The sequence below is a fragment of the Phyllobacterium sp. 628 genome, assembly GCF_014189505.1.
Taxonomy (GTDB): domain Bacteria; phylum Pseudomonadota; class Alphaproteobacteria; order Rhizobiales; family Rhizobiaceae; genus Phyllobacterium.
The window spans coordinates 1,374,871-1,395,685 of the sequence record NZ_CP050301.1; the positions used below are offsets into that span (position 1 = coordinate 1,374,871).

The 20,815-nt window shown below is 55.5% G+C and carries 21 protein-coding genes; 9 read left to right on the forward strand and 12 right to left on the reverse strand.

The features are described 5' to 3' along the window. Window positions 1-52: 52 nt before the first annotated feature. The 5 genes from HB779_RS08345 (at window position 53) to HB779_RS08365 (ending at window position 4,490) form a co-directional block, all read left to right on the forward strand. Window positions 53-364, forward strand: a complete 312-nt coding sequence (locus HB779_RS08345; RefSeq protein WP_188345261.1) for a Dabb family protein — start codon at window positions 53-55, stop codon at window positions 362-364. A 5-nt stretch (window positions 365-369) separates the two neighbouring features. After that, the gene (locus HB779_RS08350; RefSeq protein ID WP_371823898.1) at window positions 370-1,626 is read left to right on the forward strand and encodes a glycerate kinase; all 1,257 of its coding nucleotides are present in this window, start codon (window positions 370-372) and stop codon (window positions 1,624-1,626) included. Between the two features lie 779 nt (window positions 1,627-2,405). Further along, on the forward strand, window positions 2,406-2,798 hold the full coding sequence (locus HB779_RS08355; RefSeq protein ID WP_188345263.1) for a hypothetical protein: 393 nt from the start codon (window positions 2,406-2,408) through the stop codon (window positions 2,796-2,798). A 337-nt stretch (window positions 2,799-3,135) separates the two neighbouring features. Next, entirely contained in the window at window positions 3,136-3,345 is a 210-nt protein-coding gene (locus HB779_RS08360) for a hypothetical protein (protein WP_188345264.1), read from the forward strand. A gap of 125 nt (window positions 3,346-3,470) precedes the next feature. After that, window positions 3,471-4,490 (forward strand): LLM class flavin-dependent oxidoreductase, encoded by a 1,020-nt coding sequence (locus HB779_RS08365; RefSeq protein WP_188345265.1) that lies wholly within the window; start codon window positions 3,471-3,473, stop codon window positions 4,488-4,490. Here the strand turns inward: HB779_RS08365 and ureG are convergent. From ureG to ureC, 4 genes are read right to left on the reverse strand one after another with little or no spacing between them, the layout of a single operon-like run. Continuing rightward, a complete protein-coding gene (gene ureG, locus HB779_RS08370; RefSeq protein ID WP_188345266.1) occupies window positions 4,487-5,110 on the reverse strand; it encodes an urease accessory protein UreG in 624 nt (207 codons plus the stop codon). The two genes, HB779_RS08365 and ureG, sit on opposite strands and share 4 nt — an antisense overlap. Further along, entirely contained in the window at window positions 5,107-5,832 is a 726-nt protein-coding gene (locus HB779_RS08375) for an urease accessory protein UreF (RefSeq protein ID WP_371823899.1), read from the reverse strand. The genes ureG and HB779_RS08375 overlap by 4 nt, the downstream gene beginning before the upstream one ends. Then, entirely contained in the window at window positions 5,768-6,277 is a 510-nt protein-coding gene (locus tag HB779_RS08380) for an urease accessory protein UreE (protein ID WP_188345267.1), read from the reverse strand. Before HB779_RS08380 ends, HB779_RS08375 begins: the two co-directional genes overlap by 65 nt. Before the next feature lie 13 nt (window positions 6,278-6,290). Next, window positions 6,291-8,003, reverse strand: a complete 1,713-nt coding sequence (gene ureC, locus HB779_RS08385) for an urease subunit alpha (protein ID WP_188345268.1) — start codon at window positions 8,001-8,003, stop codon at window positions 6,291-6,293. A gap of 196 nt (window positions 8,004-8,199) precedes the next feature. Between ureC and HB779_RS08390 the strand changes: the two genes are divergently transcribed. Continuing rightward, window positions 8,200-8,574 (forward strand): hypothetical protein, encoded by a 375-nt coding sequence (locus tag HB779_RS08390; RefSeq protein WP_244642491.1) that lies wholly within the window; start codon window positions 8,200-8,202, stop codon window positions 8,572-8,574. 104 nt (window positions 8,575-8,678) lie between these two features. On the opposite strand, the gene HB779_RS08395 is transcribed toward HB779_RS08390, so the two are convergent. From HB779_RS08395 to proC, 4 genes are all read right to left on the reverse strand, one after another. Then, complete coding sequence (locus tag HB779_RS08395; RefSeq protein WP_188345270.1) at window positions 8,679-8,984, reverse strand: urease subunit beta; 306 nt, start codon at window positions 8,982-8,984, stop codon at window positions 8,679-8,681. A 12-nt stretch (window positions 8,985-8,996) separates the two neighbouring features. Continuing rightward, complete coding sequence (locus HB779_RS08400; protein WP_188345271.1) at window positions 8,997-9,299, reverse strand: urease subunit gamma; 303 nt, start codon at window positions 9,297-9,299, stop codon at window positions 8,997-8,999. Between the two features lie 36 nt (window positions 9,300-9,335). Next, entirely contained in the window at window positions 9,336-10,142 is an 807-nt protein-coding gene (locus HB779_RS08405) for an urease accessory protein UreD (protein ID WP_188345272.1), read from the reverse strand. Between the two features lie 64 nt (window positions 10,143-10,206). Further along, window positions 10,207-11,022 carry a pyrroline-5-carboxylate reductase gene (proC, locus tag HB779_RS08410; protein WP_188345273.1) on the reverse strand — a complete coding sequence of 272 codons (816 nt, stop codon included), beginning with the start codon at window positions 11,020-11,022 and terminating at the stop codon, window positions 10,207-10,209. Between the two features lie 245 nt (window positions 11,023-11,267). Between proC and HB779_RS08415 the strand changes: the two genes are divergently transcribed. Continuing rightward, a complete protein-coding gene (locus HB779_RS08415; protein ID WP_188345274.1) occupies window positions 11,268-13,400 on the forward strand; it encodes a GumC family protein in 2,133 nt (710 codons plus the stop codon). On the opposite strand, the gene HB779_RS08420 is transcribed toward HB779_RS08415, so the two are convergent. Then, complete coding sequence (locus tag HB779_RS08420) at window positions 13,397-14,650, reverse strand: sarcosine oxidase subunit beta family protein (RefSeq protein WP_188345275.1); 1,254 nt, start codon at window positions 14,648-14,650, stop codon at window positions 13,397-13,399. The two genes, HB779_RS08415 and HB779_RS08420, sit on opposite strands and share 4 nt — an antisense overlap. Window positions 14,651-14,860: 210 nt before the next feature. Here HB779_RS08420 and folD point away from each other — a divergent pair, with 210 nt between their 5' ends. Both folD and HB779_RS08430 read left to right on the forward strand, forming a co-directional pair. Continuing rightward, window positions 14,861-15,760, forward strand: coding sequence for a bifunctional methylenetetrahydrofolate dehydrogenase/methenyltetrahydrofolate cyclohydrolase FolD (folD, locus tag HB779_RS08425; protein WP_188345276.1), 900 nt, complete (start codon window positions 14,861-14,863; stop codon window positions 15,758-15,760). Between the two features lie 37 nt (window positions 15,761-15,797). Next, window positions 15,798-16,760 (forward strand): GlxA family transcriptional regulator, encoded by a 963-nt coding sequence (locus HB779_RS08430; protein ID WP_188345277.1) that lies wholly within the window; start codon window positions 15,798-15,800, stop codon window positions 16,758-16,760. On the opposite strand, the gene edd is transcribed toward HB779_RS08430, so the two are convergent. From edd to zwf, 3 genes are read right to left on the reverse strand one after another with little or no spacing between them, the layout of a single operon-like run. Continuing rightward, window positions 16,761-18,578 (reverse strand): phosphogluconate dehydratase, encoded by a 1,818-nt coding sequence (gene edd, locus HB779_RS08435; RefSeq protein ID WP_188345278.1) that lies wholly within the window; start codon window positions 18,576-18,578, stop codon window positions 16,761-16,763. It lies immediately after the preceding gene. Between the two features lie 11 nt (window positions 18,579-18,589). After that, window positions 18,590-19,288 carry a 6-phosphogluconolactonase gene (gene pgl / locus HB779_RS08440; protein ID WP_188345279.1) on the reverse strand — a complete coding sequence of 233 codons (699 nt, stop codon included), beginning with the start codon at window positions 19,286-19,288 and terminating at the stop codon, window positions 18,590-18,592. A gap of 17 nt (window positions 19,289-19,305) precedes the next feature. Beyond that, window positions 19,306-20,775 carry a glucose-6-phosphate dehydrogenase gene (gene zwf, locus HB779_RS08445; protein ID WP_188345280.1) on the reverse strand — a complete coding sequence of 490 codons (1,470 nt, stop codon included), beginning with the start codon at window positions 20,773-20,775 and terminating at the stop codon, window positions 19,306-19,308. Window positions 20,776-20,815 lie beyond the last annotated feature (40 nt).

The following is a 20,815-nucleotide window of genomic DNA, read 5'->3' on the forward strand; positions in this document are numbered from 1 at the left end:
GGTTCCACTGTGTATCGAGGCAACCGGCTCACAAAATACGAAAGCTGTCCCAGTGATCCGCCATTGTGTTTTCATTCGCTTTCGCGAAGAGGCCAGCGCCTCGGATCGGCAAGCAATTTACAGTGACCTTGATGCTTTGTGCACAAAACTTGCAGGTGTTCTGGCCTTTCGGGCCGGTTCCAATGTGAGCCCGGAAATTGGCATGGATAAAGGTTTTTCTGACGGCTTCATTATCGATTTTTCGGATGCCGGGGCCCGCGATGCCTATCTCGTTGACGACAGACATCAAGCTCTTGGCTCGCGCATTGTCGCGTCTGCCGTGGGTGGCGTTGACGGTGTGTTTGTTTTTGATCTGGATATGTGACGCGAATGCAGGACAGGGAATTTTTTATAAAGCTTTTTGAAGCGGCTGTTGAGGCTGCTGATCCGGAACGTACCATCGCCGCACATTTACCACCCAAGCCCAAGGGCCGGACGATTGTCATTGGTGCGGGGAAGGGCTCAGCGCAGATGGCGCGGGCATTTGAAAAAGCCTGGGACGGGCCAATTGAAGGCGTTGTCGTCACGCGCTACGGGTTTGGCGCGCCCTGCGAACGCATTGAAATTATCGAAGCCTCACATCCGGTGCCGGATGCTGCAGGCCTTGTCGCGTCCAAACGGCTGCTGGAAACCGTTGCCGGACTGACGGCAGATGATTTGGTTATTGCGCTGATTTCCGGTGGCGGCTCGGCCTTGCTGCCATCCCCGCCGGAATGCATGACACTCGAAGACGAGATCGCCGTCAACAAAACGCTGCTGGCATCAGGGGCGCCGATTTCCGCTATGAATGCGGTGCGCAAGCACCTCTCTACCATCAAGGGTGGGCGTCTCGCGGCTGCGGCGCATCCCGCCCGCGTATTTTCACTGATCGTTTCAGACATTCCCGGCGATAATCCAGCTTTTGTCGCTTCCGGTCCGACCGTCACCGATGAGACCACGCGGGAAGATGCATTGCGGATTGTCGAACGTTACAATCTCGCTCTGCCGCCTGCTGCCCTGAAACATCTTCAATCGGCCAATGCCGATGCTCCCAAGCCCTCCGATCCAGAATTCGCGGCGCATGAGCATTATGTCATCGCCTCGGCAGCAGTATCGCTGGAGGCGTCTGCAAGGGTAGCTCGCGATCTTGGTATTGACGCTGTAATCCTTTCTGACGCGATTGAGGGCGAAGCGCGCGAAGTGGCGCATGTGCACGCTGCGCTTGCCAAGCAGGTGCTGACAAAGAACCAGCCTTTTACGAAGCCTGTTGTTATCCTCTCCGGCGGTGAAACGACCGTTACGGTGCGGGGCAAGGGCAAGGGCGGGCGCAACAGTGAGTTTCTGCTGTCGCTCGCTATAGATATCGATGGAGCCGATGGTATCACTGCTTTTGCCGCCGATACGGACGGTATCGATGGTTCAGAAGACAATGCGGGCGCCTTTGCTGATAGCGGTACTATTTCGCGGCTGCTGGCAAAAGGGCTTGATGCTTCGGCTTATCTCAATAGCAACGATGCCTGGTCCGCCTTCAATGCAATTGATGATCTCTTCGTGCCGGGACCGACAGGGACGAATGTCAATGATCTGAGAGCGATTCTTATCCGTTAGAGAATGGCCACGGCCGTCGCATAAGAGTTTGTATAAATCGGACAGCACTCCTATGTGACGTCTAATCGCCATGATTGGGTGGTCAATCCAGCGCGATTGTCTTAAGTGTCGCTTGGGCGGTTCTCACGCAAACGAAGGAATGTTGAATGCGCATTGCATTACCATTGGCTGTCTTGTCTCTTACGGTCCTTGCGGCCTGCACGAGTGGATCAAAATCGGAAACCGGGACGTCTTTCGCAGCGAAGGACACGCATTTTGTGCCTCCGCCCAAGTCTTTGACTCAGAAGGCCACGCCTTCGAAGGTCCCGGAAACGCCGGGTGCCCAAAACGCCGTGCAATAAGGTTTTGGCCTGAGCAAAACACAGACGTTATTCGGGTTTTAGAACACCGCCTCAAGCACACTGCTTCGGGCGGTGTTTTTGTTTCTATGGATGGCTGAGATTTTAAAATGATCTTTGGGGAGGTCCAGAAACAACAAAACCCAGCGCGGGAGGAGGTGCGCTGGGCTTCGTTGGTTATGGAAGGCCTTCTGGGAGGAGAAGAGGCCGACCGTTTCGACAGAGCCGGGAGGAGGTGACGCTGTCGAAAATTCCTGATGTCAGAATAACTCCATTGGAATGATTTAATACAGATAATATTGCATAGCAGCAATGCGTCTGGTGCAATGCAGCATAAATGACGTGCTGATCAAGCGACCATCACGCCTTCTTGACCGTCGTTTGGGAACTTCTGCCGTCTTCTGCTCGTTAATAATGCGTAAAGAGCCATGACAAAACACGTTGTGCTCTGGAAATCGCGAGGCTGGAGAGATGCTTAATCATAAAACATCTATGCCAATCGTTGTTATGGCGCTGGTTGCGTCTGCTTTTGCTGTCCCGTCTGCTGGTGCTTTCAGTATGAAAGGCCAGACTCTGGCTCAATCAGAAGATAGCGACGTCAACAACAGGAAATTTGAACAAGCCGCCATGCTGGATGCCAAGGCTTATCTCTGCGGCACGGATAGTGCTGCGAGCGAGTCGGCGATGAAAGCAGGAATGGCCGAGACGGGTTTGCCGGAAGATATTGCCGTGGAAGTAGTTTCAGACCTCGCTTCCGGCATTATCGACAAGGCTATGAAGTCCGGATCGAAAGAAATATGCGGAAAACCACAGGTACAAATGTCGCGGTTTTAATCGGCTTTTCTCATAGTAAATAAAATACTTGAATGCATTCATGGCGTTGTCGATAGGTCATTACATTTTTAAATAAATTTAACTTAAAGTAAGATGAAGAGCTACAACTTGTGATCGGTTTAGGGCTTTTCAAATTGTACATTTTACGACTAATGTTCAGCAGAAACTTTCACCATAATCAGTAAGAACAATTAACTAACGTGCCAAATATCCATCCGATGCATCGCGGAATTTGTTGATCTTCCCGCAGGTGGCATGGATTTTTGTCTGTAATAGTGTGAAGATTTCAGTGAAAAGAAAAATAGTATTGCAGTTCGTGGGTTGTGGAGAGAACAGCATGAATAAAAGAGTTCAGACACTAAGAATATTGAAAGCAGAACTCTCAAAACTATGTGCTATTGCCGATGGTGAAGGTTTCGAAATGATCGCTTATTTCATTGAGACTGCTATCCGCGAATCCGATGAGCAATTGTCACAGGAAACACGTGCGCTTGTTGGAATGGAATTGCATGCTGAAGTTGCCGGATTGCGCGTTCTCAAGAATTAGCTGCCGATAATAAGTGCTGCTTATCGCGGACGACCTCTTCTCCATTGAACAGAACTTCAATTTTTGTGAATCATGAATCGGTTTTAGCGCATTGTACGCGAAGATCGGCAGCCTATATCTAGGCAATGACCCCGCTTTCAGTTCTCGACCTTTCACCGATTCCCGTTGGCAGCAATGCCGCGCAATCTCTCCGCAATTCGCTCGATTTGGCGCAGCATGCCGAACGCCTTGGCTATAATCGCCTCTGGCTGGCCGAGCACCACAATATGCGCGGTATTGCCAGCGCTGCGACAGCGGTAGTCATCGCTCACGTAGCGGCGGGAACCTCGACGATTCGCCTTGGCTCGGGTGGCATCATGCTGCCCAATCATGCGCCTTTGATGGTGGCCGAAGCTTTTGGAACGCTGGCTTCCCTCCACCCTGGACGTATCGATCTTGGTGTTGGCCGCGCGCCCGGAACTGATCAGATCACAGCGCATGCATTGCGCCGTAATCTTGAGCAGGATATCAACGGATTCCCGCAGGATGTGGTCGAGTTGATGGGCTATTTCCGCGAGCCGGAACCGGGGCAGAAGGTGCAGGCCGTACCCGGTGCAGGACTTGATGTGCCGATCTGGATATTGGGTTCGAGCCTGTTTGGTGCACAGCTCGCGGCGGCACTTGGCTTACCCTACGCTTTCGCCTCGCACTTCGCGCCAGCGGAAATGGAGCGGGCCGTCGACATTTACCGGGCTCGTTTTGAACCATCGGAACAATTAGCGAAGCCCTATGTCATGTTGGGGCTGAACGTCTTTGCTGCAGAAACAGACGCTGAAGCGCATCTGCTGAAAAGCTCGCAGCAACAGGCTTTCGTCAATCTGCGTACCGGCAATCCCGGACCATTGCCTGCGCCGCTTGAAGGCTATGAGGAAACGCTCGATCTGCATGCAAGGGCAATTCTGAAACAGTCATTGTCCTGCACGGTTGCCGGATCGCCTTCAACAGTGAAGGCGGGCGTCCAGGAGTTCATCCAGCGCACCGGCGCTGATGAGGTCATGGTGACGGGTCATATCTTCGATCACAAGGCGCGTATCCGCTCCTACGAGATTCTGGCCGACGTCATGCTTGGTCAGAAACAGCCGGAGCCTGTCCGCGCCAACGCTTAGGCGGCCTGACGCAGACCACCAGCCGCCTCGATGAAGGCAATCACTTCGTCGAGGCCATCGCGCCGCAGCATATCGGCGAAGACGTAAGGCTTTCCCTTACGCTGAACCTTGGTATCCGATTCCATCACATCGAGATTGGCGCCGACATAGGGCGCCAAATCCTTTTTGTTGATGATCAGGAGATCAGAGCGCGTGATGCCGGGACCGCCTTTACGGGGTATTTTCTCGCCCTGGCAAACTGAAATTACATAAATCGTCAGATCGGCGAGATCAGGCGAGAATGTCGCGGCAAGATTGTCCCCGCCGGATTCGATGAAAACGATATCGAGATCCGGGTGGCGTTTGTTCATCTCGGCAATGGCTTGAAGATTGATCGTCGCATCCTCACGAATGGCGGTGTGCGGACAGCCGCCGGTTTCCACACCCATGATCCGGTCTTCCGCCAGAGCCTGTAGCCGATTGAGGATGAGTGCATCTTCCTTGGTATAGATGTCGTTGGTTACGACAGCTATCGAATACCGGTCACGCAATGCCTTGCACAGCATCTCGGTCACCGTGGTTTTGCCCGAGCCGACAGGCCCGCCAATTCCCACGCGAAGTGGTCCATTTTGCGAGATCATGAGCGAAAAATCCTCGAATATTGTGTTTCATGTTGCATGGCCATGATCTCGGACAAGATCGCAGCAGATCCTAAATCATCAAGGCTTGATGCGGCCGCGCGAGCGGTGATTGTCAAAATATGCTGTTCCATCTCGACCATAAGCGCCACGCCATGGCTTTGGCCAAGCGGTATCAATCGCACAGAACCTTGAATGAGATTGGAGAGAACGGCATGCAGGAAGGCAGCCAGCCCCGCTTCGAGAGCAATCCCGTTGCGTGCGGCAATGACAGCGACCGCTACCGGGTAGGGCATTTCATTTGCAAGCTTGAGGTCATCAGTCTGCCAATGTTCGGCTGCTTGGACAAAAGCGCTGCCCTGAAGCATGGTTTCCATATGCCGCTCTTTCGAACCGGCCATAGCCTCGCCAAGCGTAATGATATCCTCGCAAGCATAGCCGTCATTTGTCGCGCGCCAACTTGCAGCAAACAGAACAGCATCGTTCCAGACAGAGCCGTGATGCAGAAGATCGACCAGCCAATCGCGTAGAGAGATTTTATCGTGGATCAGACCGTCATGCACAGCGCGCTCAATGCCATGGCTGTAGGAAAAAGCGCCAACGGGAAAGGCTGGCGATAGCCATGTCATGAGGCGCAGCAGCGCAAGGTTTGAGCCCATATCAGTCATGGGCGTGGTGATGGTGCCCGTGATCATGGTGGTGATCGTGATGGTCATGATCATCATGGGAATGCCCGTGGCCGCTGTGATAGGCGCCGCGCAAAGGGTGAAATGGAGCGTTGATTTCGGTGACCTTTGCTCCGAGCCCCTCCAGCATTGCTTTAATGACATGATCGCGCAGGATGACGATACGCGCCTCTTCCAGTTGGGCTGGCAGGTGCCGGTTGCCCAAATGCCATGCAAGTTCTGTCAGATGCTGCCGGTTGCGCGGCGTCACCTCGTAAAGCGCTTCTTCGGCCGCAACAATCTCGGCGATGCGGCCGTCTTCCAGAATGAGAACGTCGCCATGGGCAAAGGCGATCGGGTCTGGCAGGTCAACGAGAATTTGTTCGCCCTTAATGAGTGTCAGTACTTTGCGGCGCAGATGCCGCTCGTCGTGCGCCAGAACGATCTGATCAAAAGGTGTGCCGTGATAGTGACCGGCATGGTCGTGCCCGGTGACGCGTTTCATAGGTTCATTCTCCTCAGAACAGGAAATAGCGCTGTGCCATTGGCAGCACTGTTGCCGGTTCACATGTCAGAAGTTCGCCGTCGGCGCGCACTTCATAGGTTTCTGGATCGACCTCAACGTGTGGGGTCGCATCATTGTGGATCATCGATGCCTTGGAAATCCCACCACGCGTGTTCTCAACACCGACCAATTGTTTGTCTGTGCCGAGAGATTGACGAAGTCCCGCATCGATTGAGGCTTGGCTGACAAACACCACGGAAGAATTGGTGAGGTTCTTGCCGAAGCCACCGAACATATAACGATAATGTACCGGTTGTGGTGTCGGGATTGATCCATTCGGATCACCCATTGGTGCGGCTACGATAGAACCGCCAAGGATCACCATATCCGGTTTAATCGCGAAGAATGCCGGGTTCCATAGGACAAGATCAGCCCGCTTTCCGACTTCGATCGAACCGACATGCTTTGACATGCCCTGCGCGATTGCCGGATTGATCGTGTATTTGGCGATGTAACGTTTGACGCGGAAATTGTCGTTGTCGCCGGTTTCTTGCGGCAGGCTGCCGCGCTGACGTTTCATCTTGTCGGCGGTCTGCCAGGTTCGGATGGCCACTTCACCGACGCGGCCCATGGCCTGACTGTCGGATGAGATAATCGAAAACGCGCCGATATCATGCAGTATGTCTTCGGCAGCAATCGTTTCCTTGCGAATGCGGCTCTCGGCAAAGGCGACGTCTTCTGGAATGGACGACGACAGGTGATGGCAGACCATCAGCATGTCGAGATGTTCAGCGATAGTGTTTCTGGTGTAAGGCCGCGTCGGGTTTGTCGATGACGGAATGACGTTCGGCAGACCGCAAATCTTGATAATATCAGGCGCATGTCCCCCGCCTGCGCCTTCCGTATGAAATGCATGGATGGTGCGGCCCTTGAAAGCCGCAACTGTATCTTCGACAAAACCGCTCTCGTTCAATGTATCGGTGTGGATCATAACCTGAATGTCGAACTGATCGGCAACGTTAAGACAATTGTCGATGGCGGCAGGCGTAGTCCCCCAGTCTTCATGCAGTTTCAGCGAGCACGCACCACCGAGGACCATCTCTTCCAGAGCTTTAGGCTGCGAGGCATTGCCCTTGCCGGAAAGACCGAGATTCATCGGAATGCCATCGAAGGCCTGAATCATCCGAGCCAGATGCCAGGGCCCTGGCGTGCAGGTCGTTGCAAGTGTGCCATGGGCTGGACCGGTGCCGCCGCCGAGCATGGTGGTTATACCCGCCATCAAGGCTTCCTCGATCTGCTGCGGGCAGATAAAGTGAATGTGCGCATCTACGCCGCCGGCTGTCAGAATTTTGCCTTCACCGGCAATGATTTCGGTACCGGGGCCAATGATAATCGTAACGCCCGGCTGGGTGTCAGGATTGCCTGCCTTGCCAATTGCAACGATCAGTCCGCTTTTCAAACCCACATCGGCTTTGTAGATGCCGGAATGATCGACGATCAGCGCATTGGTGATCACCGTATCGACAGCCCCGTCGGCGCGCGCAATCTGGCTTTGCCCCATGCCATCGCGAATAACCTTGCCGCCCCCGAATTTCACCTCTTCGCCGTAGACCGTGAAGTCCTTCTCCACCTCGATAAACAGTTCTGTATCGGCAAGGCGCACCCTATCGCCGACAGTCGGACCAAACATGCGGGCATAGGCGGAACGGGTAATTTTAGCGGGCATGGGACTTCCCTTTTGAATGGCCTTCAATGAGCAGGATCAAGTATGCAACTGGTATGAGACGCCACGGTTTCGTCGCCATATTGCCTCCAAATAACCCAACAATGGACCGCTTCAGATCGAATTCGGCATGTGAACTGCGCCAGTCATCAAAAGATGATCGTTCGCCAATCATTCGAAAGGAAAAACGATGCGAAAAATGATGATTTTGGCAATGTGCGCTGCTTTCCCGCTCGCCACATCTGTTGCCTATGCCCAAACTGCGGCGCCACAGACCCCAACCGCCGAACAACCCGCCACCAAGGGCGCTAAACCGGCGCAGTCCGGCACGGTTCCAATCACGACGATCAATATCGTTGACATCAATGAATTGCCCGCGGGTACCAAAACCCAGGTCAATGACGCCGTATCCAAGCGCACTGATAAAGACATGCAGCAGTTGCGCACCTCCATCGACGCATCGCCGCAGGTTTCTGCCGCTCTGAAGGAAAAGGGCCTGACGTCCGCTGCCGTGGTTGTTGCCAGTCTTGACTCCAAGGGCCTTCTTACTCTGGTAACCAAGAAGCCAAGTTGATCGCGGCGCTTCACGCTCTTCCGCCAGTCCAGCTTCGATAACGTCATCACGATCGGATAGAGTCCGGTCGCTGCTGAAGCAGAAATTATGGGAAAGCGGATTGATCAAAGCTTTCCCATGATCTTTTGCTGAAAGCCGTAGACGACCCTGTTGCCGCTAAGCGGTACGAGCGTCACGTCGCGCTCTTGTCCCGGCTCGAAACGAACTGCAGTTCCCGCCGAAATATCCAGCCGCATGCCACGCGTTTGAGCGCGGTCGAAGATCAGCGCGTTGTTGGTTTCAAAGAAATGATAATGCGAGCCGACCTGCACAGGGCGGTCACCTGTATTGGCGACCTTGAGTGTGATGCTCGTAGCGCCGGTATTGAGTTCAATATCGCCCTTGGCAGGAATGATTTCGCCGGGAATCATGATCTGTCTCTCCTACCTGATTGGTTCATGGACAGTGACAAGCTTGGTTCCATCCGGAAATGTCGCCTCCACCTGAATATCGTGGATCATTTCGGGGATGCCCTCCATCACCTGCTCGCGGGTAATGACATGGGCACCCGCTTCCATAAGGTCAGCAACGGCGCGGCCGTCCCGCGCGCCCTCAACGACAAAATCGGTAATCAGGGCAATGGCTTCCGGATGGTTCAGCTTGATGCCGCGTTCGAGGCGCCGGCGGGCGACCATCGCCGCCATGGAGATGAGGAGTTTGTCTTTTTCACGCGGCGTCAGATTCATCGTGTTCCCTTGGCCATCCCTGTTTGTTGTATGGGTCTAGATTGACCAGACTTTAGGCACGCCTGCCTTTTCATTCAGCAGGTCGATCAGTGGTATCAGCCGTTTCCGGAGGGAATAGGCATCGTCGTCAACCAGCCTCGCAAGAAGCTTGCCAGACCAGACCGAAGCACCACCTTTTTCGCCAATTATTTTTCTGGCCCGCTCCAGATAGCGTTCTGAGTCACTATCCAGGAGAAGAATTGTCACCATGGTCCGCATTCCGCCAAGCAGAGCAGGGCGGACCAGCATAGATGCCGTATCCGGGCCAATGGCAAAGTCTTCGGCATGAACGAGCTTTTCCTGCCGGTAAACACGCCAGCGATCACGAAAGAGACAAGTCTGCACGTCTTCGCCCATTGCCTTACGTCCGAACACAACGGGCTCGACGATCAGCGCACGGCTTGTTGCTGCGAGGTTTATCGTCAGTGTCCGTTTCAATGCCGATTGTTCGAAGAGAATCGTTTCCTGTGGCAGCCAGGAGAGACTGGCGTTCTCGCCAACGGAGAGATTGGTTGTTACATCAGCCACGCCGGCTGATGCCTTATAAATGCGCTCGCATGCCTGCGTGGTAACTTGAGCATGACAATTGTTAAGGGCATCGATCTGCCAGCGCATCTCGTCGCCGCCCGTCAGCCCGCCCGAGGTGTTGATCAAGACAGCTTCTAGCGAAGCATCATCCCTGTCTGGCAGACGAATTTTGGCGCAGCCTTCCTGATAGAGAGTGGCAATGCGTGTGCGTCCATTCACTGGTTTGACAGCAAGCCTTGCATGCCCGTAGGCACGTTGCGGCTTCGCCAGTGGCATCAGATCTGTGGATGAGTGAACATTCATTTCGGCAGGCTAGCGCAGCCCGATGAAGCGCGAAAGCTCAAACTTTTCCAAGCTCGATCGCACGCTGATGTGCCGCATGCACGGCTTCCGTCAAAAGGTTCTTCAAACGATCGTCGCCCATCAGAACTTTCAGCGCTGCTGCCGTTGTACCATTGGGGCTAGTGACCTGTTCACGCAACGTCGTTGGCGTATCGGCGCTCGCTGCTGCCAGCGCACCGGCGCCGTAAACCGTCTGCATGGCCAGCAAGGCGGAGATATCGCGGGTGAGTCCCGCAGCAACGCCCGCTTCGGTCAGGCCTTCAATAAAATGAAACACGTAAGCTGGTCCCGACCCGGAAACTGCTGTTACCGCATCGATCAGGCTTTCGTCATCAACGGAAGCCACGGCACCACTGGTTTTTAGAAGCGCATCAACGAACGCCGCGTCATCATCACTGACATGTGCATTGCGGAACGTAACGATCATGCCCTTGCCGATGGCCGCAGGTGTATTGGGGATGGTGCGGATGATGGCGGTTTGACTGCCCAGATGCTTTTCGAAAAAGCTGACGGTGATGCCTGCCGCAACACTGACAAAGGTCGCTTTGTCCGCAAAACGCTTATAGGCAGGCAGTACATCGCCCATCACTTGCGGCTTGACAGCAACGAGGATCACGCGCGGCTGAAGATCGGTGGCAAGCGCCGCCGCATCGGAAACCGCATTCACGCCCAGCGTTGCCGCGCGGTCCCGCAGCACATCGGTTGGTTCAACAACATGGACCTGTTCCGGCTTCAATATGCCGGCATCCAACCAGCCCTTGAGCATGGCAAAACCCATATTGCCGCAACCAACCAGAACCACGCCGTCAACCATTCTTCTTCTCCCTTTTCAAGTGGTCGCACTTTGATCTGGTCTGTTGGGTCGGGTCAACAGTGTCAGCAAATTTTAGACATGGGTCGTGATTACACGCGGTCAGCGGAAATTTCTCTACAGGAATGCCGAGGCTCTTTCACCGAAGATTAACGATTTATTTTCCATAGAACTTTAGGTTGGATTAACCGTGAGCCATCGGCTCGGGTTATATTGTGCTGAGTTTCGATTGTGGAGTGCGAATGGGAATGGGTGATCGGGACAACGAGACAGGAAAGCGGCCTCGGCGCTCGCTTCTCTCGTTTGCCAGCCAGCCGGAAACGGCGGCGGACGAACCTGTTCGCGTTGAAATCCCCGAAACGCGCCCATCCCTGCACCACGAAGATGATCTTGAACACTATCAACGCATGCGCGCTTTGCGCTTGGCGGCAGGCAATGACCTGGCCCAGCCTCCCGTCGTCGAGCCAGAAATGGCGCTGTCGGCAGAAGAAGCGGAACAGGACGCTGTTAACCGCATGCGCGCAGATATGGCTGCGATCAAGGCCGAACTAAACCGGCGCATTGACGACAATCCACCGGTCTTGCCACTGTCCTTTGAAGAAAAGCCTGTTCTGCCGGGCAAGAAACCTGAAGCGTCAAAGCCTGTTCTTCAAAAGCAGCTTGGTCAGCCGGAAAAAGACGATGATGAATGGAGACAACCTGTCGAACAGCCAGCTCCCGTCAACCGCATTGGCAGTTCCCGAAAACTGATCATCGCAACGACGTTGATCGGTACACTCCTCGGCTTTGGCTACGCCATGACTATGCCGAAGCTGTACTCTTCGAATGTTGAACTGCTGGTTGATCCGCGTGATCTCAAGCTGACCGGTACGGAAGTGGCACCCGGCCAGTTGCCGGTGGATGCATCACTTGCCATTGCGGAAAGTCAGTTGCGTGTCATCCAGTCGAGCAACGTCCTGTCCAAAGTGATTGACCGGGCAGGGCTGGCAAAAGACCCGGAATTCAATGGCGGCCTGAAGGACAAAGGCATGCTTGCCGGCCTGCGCGAACTCTTCTCGACGGACAGCACGCCCGATGCCACAGCGCGGGAAACGCTGCTTTTGCGCAATCTTGCAGAGCATGTGGATGTCGACCGAAGCTCCAAGAATTTTGTTTTCAATATCACCGTCAAATCGCGTGATCCGGAAAAATCTGCCTTTATTGCCAACACTGTGTCTGATGTGTTTCTCGAGGAGCAAAGCAATGGTCAGTCTGGCGTAGCCAGGCAGGCAACAGATTTGCAGGCCGGGCGGCAAACCGAGCTGCGTATTGCCGCTGAACAGGCTGAAAACGTTCTTCAAAAATACCGGGTAGACAATGGCCTTGTCGATGCGCAGGGGCGTGTCATCAGCGATGACGAGATTGCGCGGACCAGTGATGAGCTGGTGGCGGCTCGGGACCGAACCACGAGGTTGAATGCACTAGCGGCATCCCTGCGTGGCGGTCCGGTTGACGCTATTTCTCTAAACACGCTGCCTGAAGAATTCCGCTCCGATGCCCTTGTGGCGTTGCGTTCACAATATGCCGAGCTGAAACAGCAGGCTGACACGCTTGCCATCAAGTTGGGGCCTCGGCATCCGCAGCTGATTCAGGCGCGGTCTCAAGCGGATGGAGTCCGTAAAGAAATCCGCAGCGAACTGGATCGCGTTGCCTCATCGGTGCAGATCGGGTTGAAGCGCTCGGTACAGCAGGAGCAGGATATTGCGGCACGATTGGCGCAGCTGAAGTCCCGCACAGCTGATCCGAATGAAAATGTGATCAAGCTGCGCGAGCTCGAACGGGAAGCTTCTGCCCGACGGGCGGCGTATGAGGCGTTGTTGCTACAGGCCAAGGCAACAGGCCTGCCAGAAGTGCATAACAGCAATATCCGCGTTATTTCCCCGGCAAGTCCTGCAACGCAAGCCACTGGCGGCCCGCGCAACATTATCATTGCCGGTGGCTTCCTGGCCGGGTTGCTGGCCGGGCTTGGCATTGCCGCGCTGCGCAGAATGAGGAACGGTCTGCAAGGCGGCAACGGTGACGATCCAGTCGACCCCAATTCACCAGCTGGCACAAAGCGCGTTCAACCCGTTGATGAGAATATCCCCGCCGCGGGATCGGAAAGCCGATTGGGTGCGGCGATCAAACAGGCGCAAACCCGCGGTTTCGCCGCAGAATTTGATGATATGCGCGACGAAGATGCGCAATCGTCAATCGATGATGAGATCGCGGTTGCTCAGTTCCTGTATGAATATGCCGATGTTCATCTTGCCGAACGGCATCACGACAATTCGAATATCGAAGAAATGCTGAGCGATATCGCTGATATCCGGGAAATCTTACGGCAACGCGCCGGACATTAATGCAATCGCGGCGTTGGCCCCATGCCCTTGTCGTCGATCACATAGCCCCGGTAGAACCGGTCCAGTGTAAACGGCGCGGATAGCGGATGCGGTTCGTCCTTGGCGATAGTCCAGGCAAAGCATTTGCCAGAAATCGGTGTCGCCTTGAAGCCACCGTAGCACCAGCCTGTGTTCAGATACATGCCTGGAAGCGGCCCGGTCGTGATAATGGGCGAGCCATCCATGGACATGTCCATGATGCCACCCCAGGAGCGCAACAGCTTGACCCGTGCCAAGGCAGGCATCAGGGCGACAAATTCGCTCATGACGTCTTCCACGACAGGCAGGTTACCGCGCTGTGCGTAGGAATTATAACCGTCAATATCACCGCCAAACACAAGGCCGCCCTTGTCTGACTGGCTGAAATAGAGATGTCCCCCGCCGAACGTGGCAACAGTATCCACCACAGGCTTCAATGCTTCCGAAACAAAAGCCTGCAGAACGTGGGATTCAAGCGGCAGGCGGTCAACACCCGCCCGGCGCATCAACTCGCTGGTATGTCCGGCAACGGCGCAGGCTGTCTTTTTGGCTTTGATCGGACCGCGCGTGGTCATGACGCCGGTGACCTTGTCACCATCCTTCATAAACCCGGTCACTTCGCAATTCTCGATAATATCAACGCCGAGCTGATCTGCCGCGCGGGCATAGGCCCAAACCACCGCATCGTGGCGCGCGGTGCCTGCGCTGCGCTGCATCAGCCCGCCAATAATCGGGAACCGCGCCGAACCACTGATATCAAGGCCCGGGATCAGCTTTTCCAGCTGTTTGGGATTCATCAACTCGCAGTCAATGCCGTTCAGTCGCATCTGATTACCGCGCCTGACATAGACATCCAGCTGCGGCAGATTGTGTGCAAGGTTAACCACACCGCGCTGCGAGAACATCACATTGTAGTTGAGATCATGCGACATGGTCTCCCACAGCTTCATCGATGCTTCATAGAAGTGCTGGTTCTCGGTCAGGAGATAATTGGAGCGCACGGCTGTCGTGTTGCGCCCGATATTGCCGGAGCCGAGCCAGCCCTTCTCCACAACAGCGATGTTGCGCACGCCATGTTCCTTGGCAAGGTAATAAGCAGTCGCCAATCCATGGCCGCCGCCGATGATCACCACGTCATAGGCAGGCTTGGGATCGGGCTTGCGCCATGCAGGCTTCCAGTCCTTGTTGCCATTGAGGGCGTTCTTGAGCAGGGAGAAAGCGGAATAGCGCATCGACGAATCCAGTTTGCAGGCGGAATAGTGTGATCATGCGTGGATTTGGCGCATTCGCAAGCCCCAGAACGATCCTTGGGTCACATCATCGCATTGCCCTTCTCTGCCGCTTTCGTTATTGCGTCAGTGAACGCCGTTCTGGCGGTATTGTATTGCCTCAGAATCCTCAGAATGACGCCATTCCCGAAGCGAGATGCCCAGGAGCAGCACATGACAGTGACGATTGATGGCAAGCAGATTGCCGAAGACGTGGTTTCCAAGGTCAAGGCGTCCGCCGCCGAGCTGATTGAGACCAGTGGTGTCACGCCGGGTATTGCCGTGGTCATCGTTGGTGAAGACCCGGCCAGTCAGGTCTATGTCGCATCCAAGGGACGCAAAGCCAAGGAATGTGGTTTTCATTCCGTCCAGCACACTTTGCCCGAGCAGACATCGGAAGACGATCTCGTTGCGTTGGTCGAGACGCTGAATGCTGATCCGCGCATTCATGGCATTCTTGTCCAATTGCCATTGCCGAAGCACATTGATTCCGGCCGCATCATTCAGACCATTTCGCCCGACAAGGATGTCGACGGCTTTCATTTCATTAATGTCGGCAAGCTCGGCACGGGTGAACTGGAAACCGCGTTCGTACCCTGCACGCCAGAAGGCTCCATGCTCCTGATCGACCGGGTTCGGGGCCGTGATCTATCGGGACTGAACGCGGTGGTTGTCGGACGCTCAAACATCGTTGGCAAGCCGATGTTCAACCTGCTGCTTGCGCATAATGCCACCGTTACCATCGCGCACAGCAAGACCAAGGATCTCCCCGGCCTTTGCCGCAACGCGGATATTCTGGTTGCGGCCGTTGGCCGTCCGCAGATGATCAAGGCAGATTGGGTGAAGCCCGGTGCAACGGTCATTGATGTCGGCATCAACCGCATTCCGGCGCCGGAGCGCGGGGAGGGTAAGACACGCCTCGTTGGCGACGTTGATTTTGGCGATGTTGCGCCTGTTGCCGGTGCCTTGACTCCCGTCCCCGGTGGCGTCGGCCCGATGACGATTGCCATGTTGATGGCCAATACACTTGTCGCTGCCCATCGCAGCGTCGGAAAAACCCCGCCGCGTTTCTGATTTACGGATTTGCAAAAGGATTGTCGTAGAAAAGCACATGCCCGAAGCCCTTAAGGTCGGCAGAACCTTTACTTTTCTGCTCGTCGACAAATTCCCGATGTTCAGCCTTGCCGCTGCGATCGACACAATGCGCACGGCCAACCGTATGGCCGAAGAGCAGTTCTATTCGTGGGTCATCGTGTCAGCGACTGGAGAGGCGGTCACCGCCTCGAATGGCTTACAGATCAATGTGCAATATTCTTTAGCTGAATTGCCCGCCTCCGATATTGTCTTCATCTGTGCCGGTTTGACAACGGAGTTCGCGGAAAAACCAAAGGTTATCGCGACCCTGCGCAATCTGGGGCGACGCGGTGCTGCGCTGGGTGGTCTCAATGTCGGCAGCTATATCCTCGCCGAGGCCGGCCAGCTGGAAGGGCATCGCTGTACGATCCATTGGGAAAACCGGGCGGGCTTTCAGGAGCGGTTTCCACAAATCGATTGCACCGGCAATGTATTCGAGATTGACCGCAAGCGTTACACCTGCGCGGGCGGCACGACATCAATCGATCTGATGCTGGAAATCATCCGGCAGGATTTTGATCCCGGCCTTGCCAATGAGGTTGCCAACCAGTTCCACCACGAGCGCATCCGCTCGCAAACGGACCGTCAGCGTATCGGCCCGGAACGCGACCTCACCGGAAAATCGGAAAAGCTGCGCAAGATCGTCGAGTTGATGGCCGATAATCTCGAACAGCCTAAATCGGCTGTACGACTGGCAAAAGCAGTAGGCCTTTCGGTTCGGCAGGTTGAGCGACTGTTTTTGCGCCATCTGAACATGACACCGGGCCGCTATTACATGAACCTGCGGCTCGAACGCGCGCGGGAATTGCTGCGGCAAACCCACTCGCCGATTCTGGACGTGGCACTGGCGACAGGCTTCACGTCTCATTCGTACTTCGCCCAGAGCTACCGGGCACAGTTCGGACGCTCACCTTCCGATGAGCGCCGTACCACCTATTGATCAGCTAAATACCGATGCGCCTTCATCGGCACGGCCGACGACGTTGCGGAATGCTGCGAACAACTCTCGGCCCATGCCATAGCTGTTACGGCTGAGATCAACGACAGGGTCAGGACGTGCAGCAAGTACCTCCGGGTCTTCCAGCACGTCAAGCGTGCCGATTTCCGCATCCAGCCGAATGATATCGCCATCGCGAATTTTGGCGATAATGCCGCCGCTCAATGCTTCCGGGGTCACATGGATCGCCGCAGGTACTTTGCCCGAAGCGCCGGACATGCGCCCGTCTGTGACCAGCGCAACCATGTGGCCGCGATCCTGCAACACGCCGAGCGGCGGTGTCAGTTTGTGCAGTTCCGGCATACCATTGGCCTTCGGCCCCTGGAAACGGACCACAGCGACAAAATCACGATCGAGTTTTCCGGCCTTGAAGGCATCCTGCAGCGCTGCCTGACTGTCGAAAACAATGGCAGGCGCTTCGATGATGCGCCGCTCCGGCTTCACAGCGGAAGTTTTGATAACGGCCGTGCCAAGGTTGCCCTTGAGCATCTTCAGTCCGCCAGTTGCCTGAAAAGGCTCCTTGACCGTTGAGAGCACTTTCTTGTCGGCACTTTCTGACGGGATGGGATCGCGCTGCACGGTGCCATTTTCGCCGAGCTTGACCTCGATCGTATAGGCACGCAGGCCTTCACCCCAGACCGTTTTGACATCTTCATGCAAAAGGCCGGAATCGAGCAATTCACGGATAATATAGCCCATGCCGCCAGCGGCATGAAAATGGTTCACGTCGGCAAGGCCGTTCGGATAAACCCGGGCAAGCAGGGGAACCACATCGGAAAGATCGGAAATATCCTGCCATGTCAGCTTGATGCCAGCGGCAGCAGCCATCGCTACGAGGTGCATTGTATGGTTGGTCGAGCCACCCGTTGCGTGCAGGCCGATGACACCGTTGACGATGGTTTTTTCGTCAATCATTTCGCCGACGGGCGTATATTCATTACCAAGCGCTGTGATAGCGAGCGCGCGCTTCGCTGCTTCGCGTGTCAGTGCATCGCGCAACGGCGTGCCGGGATTGATGAAGGAAGAGCCTGGTGTGTGCAGGCCCATGATTTCCATCAGCATCTGGTTGGAATTGGCAGTACCATAAAAGGTGCATGTGCCGGGACCATGATAGGATTTGGATTCCGACTCCAGAAGCTTGTCGCGGCCAACTTTGCCTTCCGCATAGAGCTGGCGTGTTTTCGCTTTCTCGTCGTTTGGAAGCCCGGTCGTCATTGGCCCCGCCGGTATGAAAACCGCCGGGAGATGGCCGAAGGTCAAGGCACCGATGACGAGGCCGGGTACGATTTTGTCACAGACGCCGAGATAGATCGCTGCGTCAAACATATCATGCGAGAGGCCGACAGCCGTTGCCATGGCGATGACGTCGCGGGAGAACAGCGACAGATCCATACCCGGCTGCCCTTGCGTAACGCCATCGCACATGGCGGGTACACCGCCGGCAACCTGCGCAACACCGCCAGCTTCGTTAATGGCAGCCTTGATCAGTTGCGGGTAGGTTTCAAACGGCTGATGCGCCGAAAGCATGTCATTGTAGGACGTGATGATACCGATATTGGCCAGCACATCGCCCGCCAAGGCTGCCTTGTCGGAAGGTCCGCAAGCGGCAAACCCATGGGCAAGATTGGCACAGGCGAGGGCCGAGCGTTTTGGCTTATGGGAAGCGGCCTCACGCAAGCGGTCGAGATAGACATCGCGGGTCGGTATCGACCTCTCACGAATACGGTTGGTAATGCTTTTGACCCTTTGCAGGACGGTCATTGGTTCTCTCCTTATGGAGCCCAGAAAATTTCCAGATTGATTGGCTGATGGCGCAGAACTGCGCGGATTGGCATGTCGGTGATAGCGCCATCGCCAAGCGCTTTCTCCAGCACGGCCTTTTTACTGTCGCCTTCGATATGCAGCACAACAAAGCGGGACTTGACGATGACAGGCAGTGTCAATGTCAGGCGTGGCTCGCCAGCGCCTTCTGCCTGCATCGGCAGCACGAGGGCGGGTTGATCGGTCGAAATCGCATCAGCAAGGCGGTCGCCGCCGGGGAAGAACGATGCCGTATGGCCGTCGCCGCCCATGCCAAGAATAACAACGTCAAAGGGTTCGCTGAGCTTTGCGATGGTACCAGCCGCCGATTTCGCAGCCTCATCAGCATTTGCTGCCGCATTGTAGAGGCCGACAAAGTTGGCCTCGGCAGCCGCGTTCTGCAGCAACAGGTCTGTGACGAGCTTTTGATTGGAACGCTCATTGTCCGGGGGCACCAAACGCTCGTCTACCAGCGTGACGGTGATCTTGCTCCAAGGCAGGTTTTTGACTGACAGTGCCTTAAAAAAGCGGGCAGGGGTTGTTCCGCCCGATACAGCCAGCACTGCCGTGCCACGGGCATCGCACGCCGCTTGCAGGTGCTCGGAAACGCTCGTTGCCAGAGCTTCAGCAAGAGCATTTCCATCGGCGAAACTGTTCAATGTCTGTTGCATGACCATTTCCCGTGCAATCATGTTTCGTGCCAGGTGCGTCCGTCGCGTTCGATCAGGGCGATGGCTGCCGACGGTCCCCACGTTCCGGCCGTGTAGCCTGCGGCAGGTTGTTCGTTGTCTGTCCAGGCTTTGAGGATCGGATCAACCCAGCGCCATGCAGCCACCACTTCGTCGCGGCGCATGAACAGCGTCTGGTTGCCGCGAACCACGTCCATGAGGAGGCGCTCGTAGGCGTCAGGACTGCGCACCTGAAACGACTCGGCAAAGCTCATGTCGAGCGGCACATGGCGCAGTCGCATGCCACCCGGACCCGGATCCTTGATCATCATCCACTGCTTGACACCTTCATCCGGCTGCAGGCGGATAACCAGCTGGTTGGCGACAACCCGGCCCGCCGTTTCACCAAAGATCGAGTGCGGAATGGGCTTGAAGGAAACAACAATTTCCGAAGCGCGCGTTGCAAGGCGTTTGCCGGTGCGAAGATAGAAAGGCACACCCGCCCAGCGCCAATTGGCAATTTCCGCCTTGATGGCGACAAAGGTTTCGGTGTTGCTCTTGCCGCCGAGTTCTTCCTGATAACCCTTAACCGGACCACCGGCCGATGCACCGGCACGATATTGGCCCCGAACAGTCAGCTCTTCCGCATTCTTGGCGTCGATGCGGGCGAGTGAACGCAACACCTTCAGTTTTTCGTCGCGAACGGCATCGGCATCCATGGACGCTGGCGGCTCCATGGCGACGAGGCACAGGAGTTGCAGCATATGATTCTGTACCATGTCGCGCAGTGCACCTGCCGTATCGTAATAACCGGCGCGGCCTTCGAGGCCGACAGCTTCGGCAACCGTTATCTGCACATGATCGATATGAGCCGAATTCCACAGCGGCTCATACAACGCGTTGGCGAAACGCAGTGCCATCAAGTTCTGTACAGTTTCCTTGCCGAGATAGTGATCGATACGGAAAATCTGCTGTTCATTGAACACACTGCCGATCGTGTCATTCAGCGCGATGGCTGATTTCAGATCGCGGCCAATCGGCTTCTCGACGATGATGCGGGTCTGATCGGTGATCAGGTCATATTTCTTCAGGCGGCTGGCAATATCGCCAAAGAGGCTAGGGCTGACCGCCAGATAAAAGGCCCGGATTTTCTGTGACGCGTCACCAACCTGCGCTTTGAGTTCATCCCAGCCGTTTTCCGATGTCGCATCAACGGCGATATAGGACAAGCGGCTCAGAAACTGCTCGACCTGCTTTTTGTCGATTTCTTCCGGCTTGACGTGTTCCTTGATCGCAGCTTCTGCAAACTTGCGATAATCGGCGTCGGGCATGGCTGAACGGGATGCGCCGATGATACGGGTTGGTTCGGAAAGCTGGCCGTCCCTCTGACGCTGGTAAAGCGCCGGTATCAGCTTGCGTTCGGCAAGATCGCCGCTGCCGCCAAATACGATGCAGTCAAAGGGTTCAACCGGGATGATCTGACTTGTCATAAGATGAGTCTCGCTATGCCAAAATTACGCGTTCGCAGAT

What these genes read in the sequence shown, in the direction of transcription:
- ureG (WP_188345266.1), bottom strand. Translation starts at nt 5,110, where the DNA reads ATGATCTCGCAAAATGGACCACTTCGCGTGGGAATTGGCGGGCCTGTC.
- HB779_RS08415 (WP_188345274.1), top strand. Translation starts at nt 11,268, where the DNA reads ATGGGTGATCGGGACAACGAGACAGGAAAGCGGCCTCGGCGCTCGCTT.
- HB779_RS08420 (WP_188345275.1), bottom strand. Translation starts at nt 14,650, where the DNA reads ATGCGCTATTCCGCTTTCTCCCTGCTCAAGAACGCCCTCAATGGCAAC.
- HB779_RS08365 (WP_188345265.1), top strand. Translation starts at nt 3,471, where the DNA reads ATGACCCCGCTTTCAGTTCTCGACCTTTCACCGATTCCCGTTGGCAGC.
- HB779_RS08430 (WP_188345277.1), top strand. Translation starts at nt 15,798, where the DNA reads ATGCCCGAAGCCCTTAAGGTCGGCAGAACCTTTACTTTTCTGCTCGTC.
- edd (WP_188345278.1), bottom strand. Translation starts at nt 18,578, where the DNA reads ATGACCGTCCTGCAAAGGGTCAAAAGCATTACCAACCGTATTCGTGAG.
- HB779_RS08380 (WP_188345267.1), bottom strand. Translation starts at nt 6,277, where the DNA reads ATGAAACGCGTCACCGGGCACGACCATGCCGGTCACTATCACGGCACA.
- proC (WP_188345273.1), bottom strand. Translation starts at nt 11,022, where the DNA reads ATGGTTGACGGCGTGGTTCTGGTTGGTTGCGGCAATATGGGTTTTGCC.
- folD (WP_188345276.1), top strand. Translation starts at nt 14,861, where the DNA reads ATGACAGTGACGATTGATGGCAAGCAGATTGCCGAAGACGTGGTTTCC.
- HB779_RS08405 (WP_188345272.1), bottom strand. Translation starts at nt 10,142, where the DNA reads ATGCCACTGGCGAAGCCGCAACGTGCCTACGGGCATGCAAGGCTTGCT.
- HB779_RS08390 (WP_244642491.1), top strand. Translation starts at nt 8,200, where the DNA reads ATGATGATTTTGGCAATGTGCGCTGCTTTCCCGCTCGCCACATCTGTT.
- ureC (WP_188345268.1), bottom strand. Translation starts at nt 8,003, where the DNA reads ATGCCCGCTAAAATTACCCGTTCCGCCTATGCCCGCATGTTTGGTCCG.
- HB779_RS08360 (WP_188345264.1), top strand. Translation starts at nt 3,136, where the DNA reads ATGAATAAAAGAGTTCAGACACTAAGAATATTGAAAGCAGAACTCTCA.
- HB779_RS08395 (WP_188345270.1), bottom strand. Translation starts at nt 8,984, where the DNA reads ATGATTCCCGGCGAAATCATTCCTGCCAAGGGCGATATTGAACTCAAT.
- HB779_RS08375 (WP_371823899.1), bottom strand. Translation starts at nt 5,832, where the DNA reads ATGATGATCATGACCATCACGATCACCACCATGATCACGGGCACCATC.
- HB779_RS08350 (WP_371823898.1), top strand. Translation starts at nt 370, where the DNA reads ATGCAGGACAGGGAATTTTTTATAAAGCTTTTTGAAGCGGCTGTTGAG.
- zwf (WP_188345280.1), bottom strand. Translation starts at nt 20,775, where the DNA reads ATGACAAGTCAGATCATCCCGGTTGAACCCTTTGACTGCATCGTATTT.
- pgl (WP_188345279.1), bottom strand. Translation starts at nt 19,288, where the DNA reads ATGCAACAGACATTGAACAGTTTCGCCGATGGAAATGCTCTTGCTGAA.
- HB779_RS08400 (WP_188345271.1), bottom strand. Translation starts at nt 9,299, where the DNA reads ATGAATCTGACGCCGCGTGAAAAAGACAAACTCCTCATCTCCATGGCG.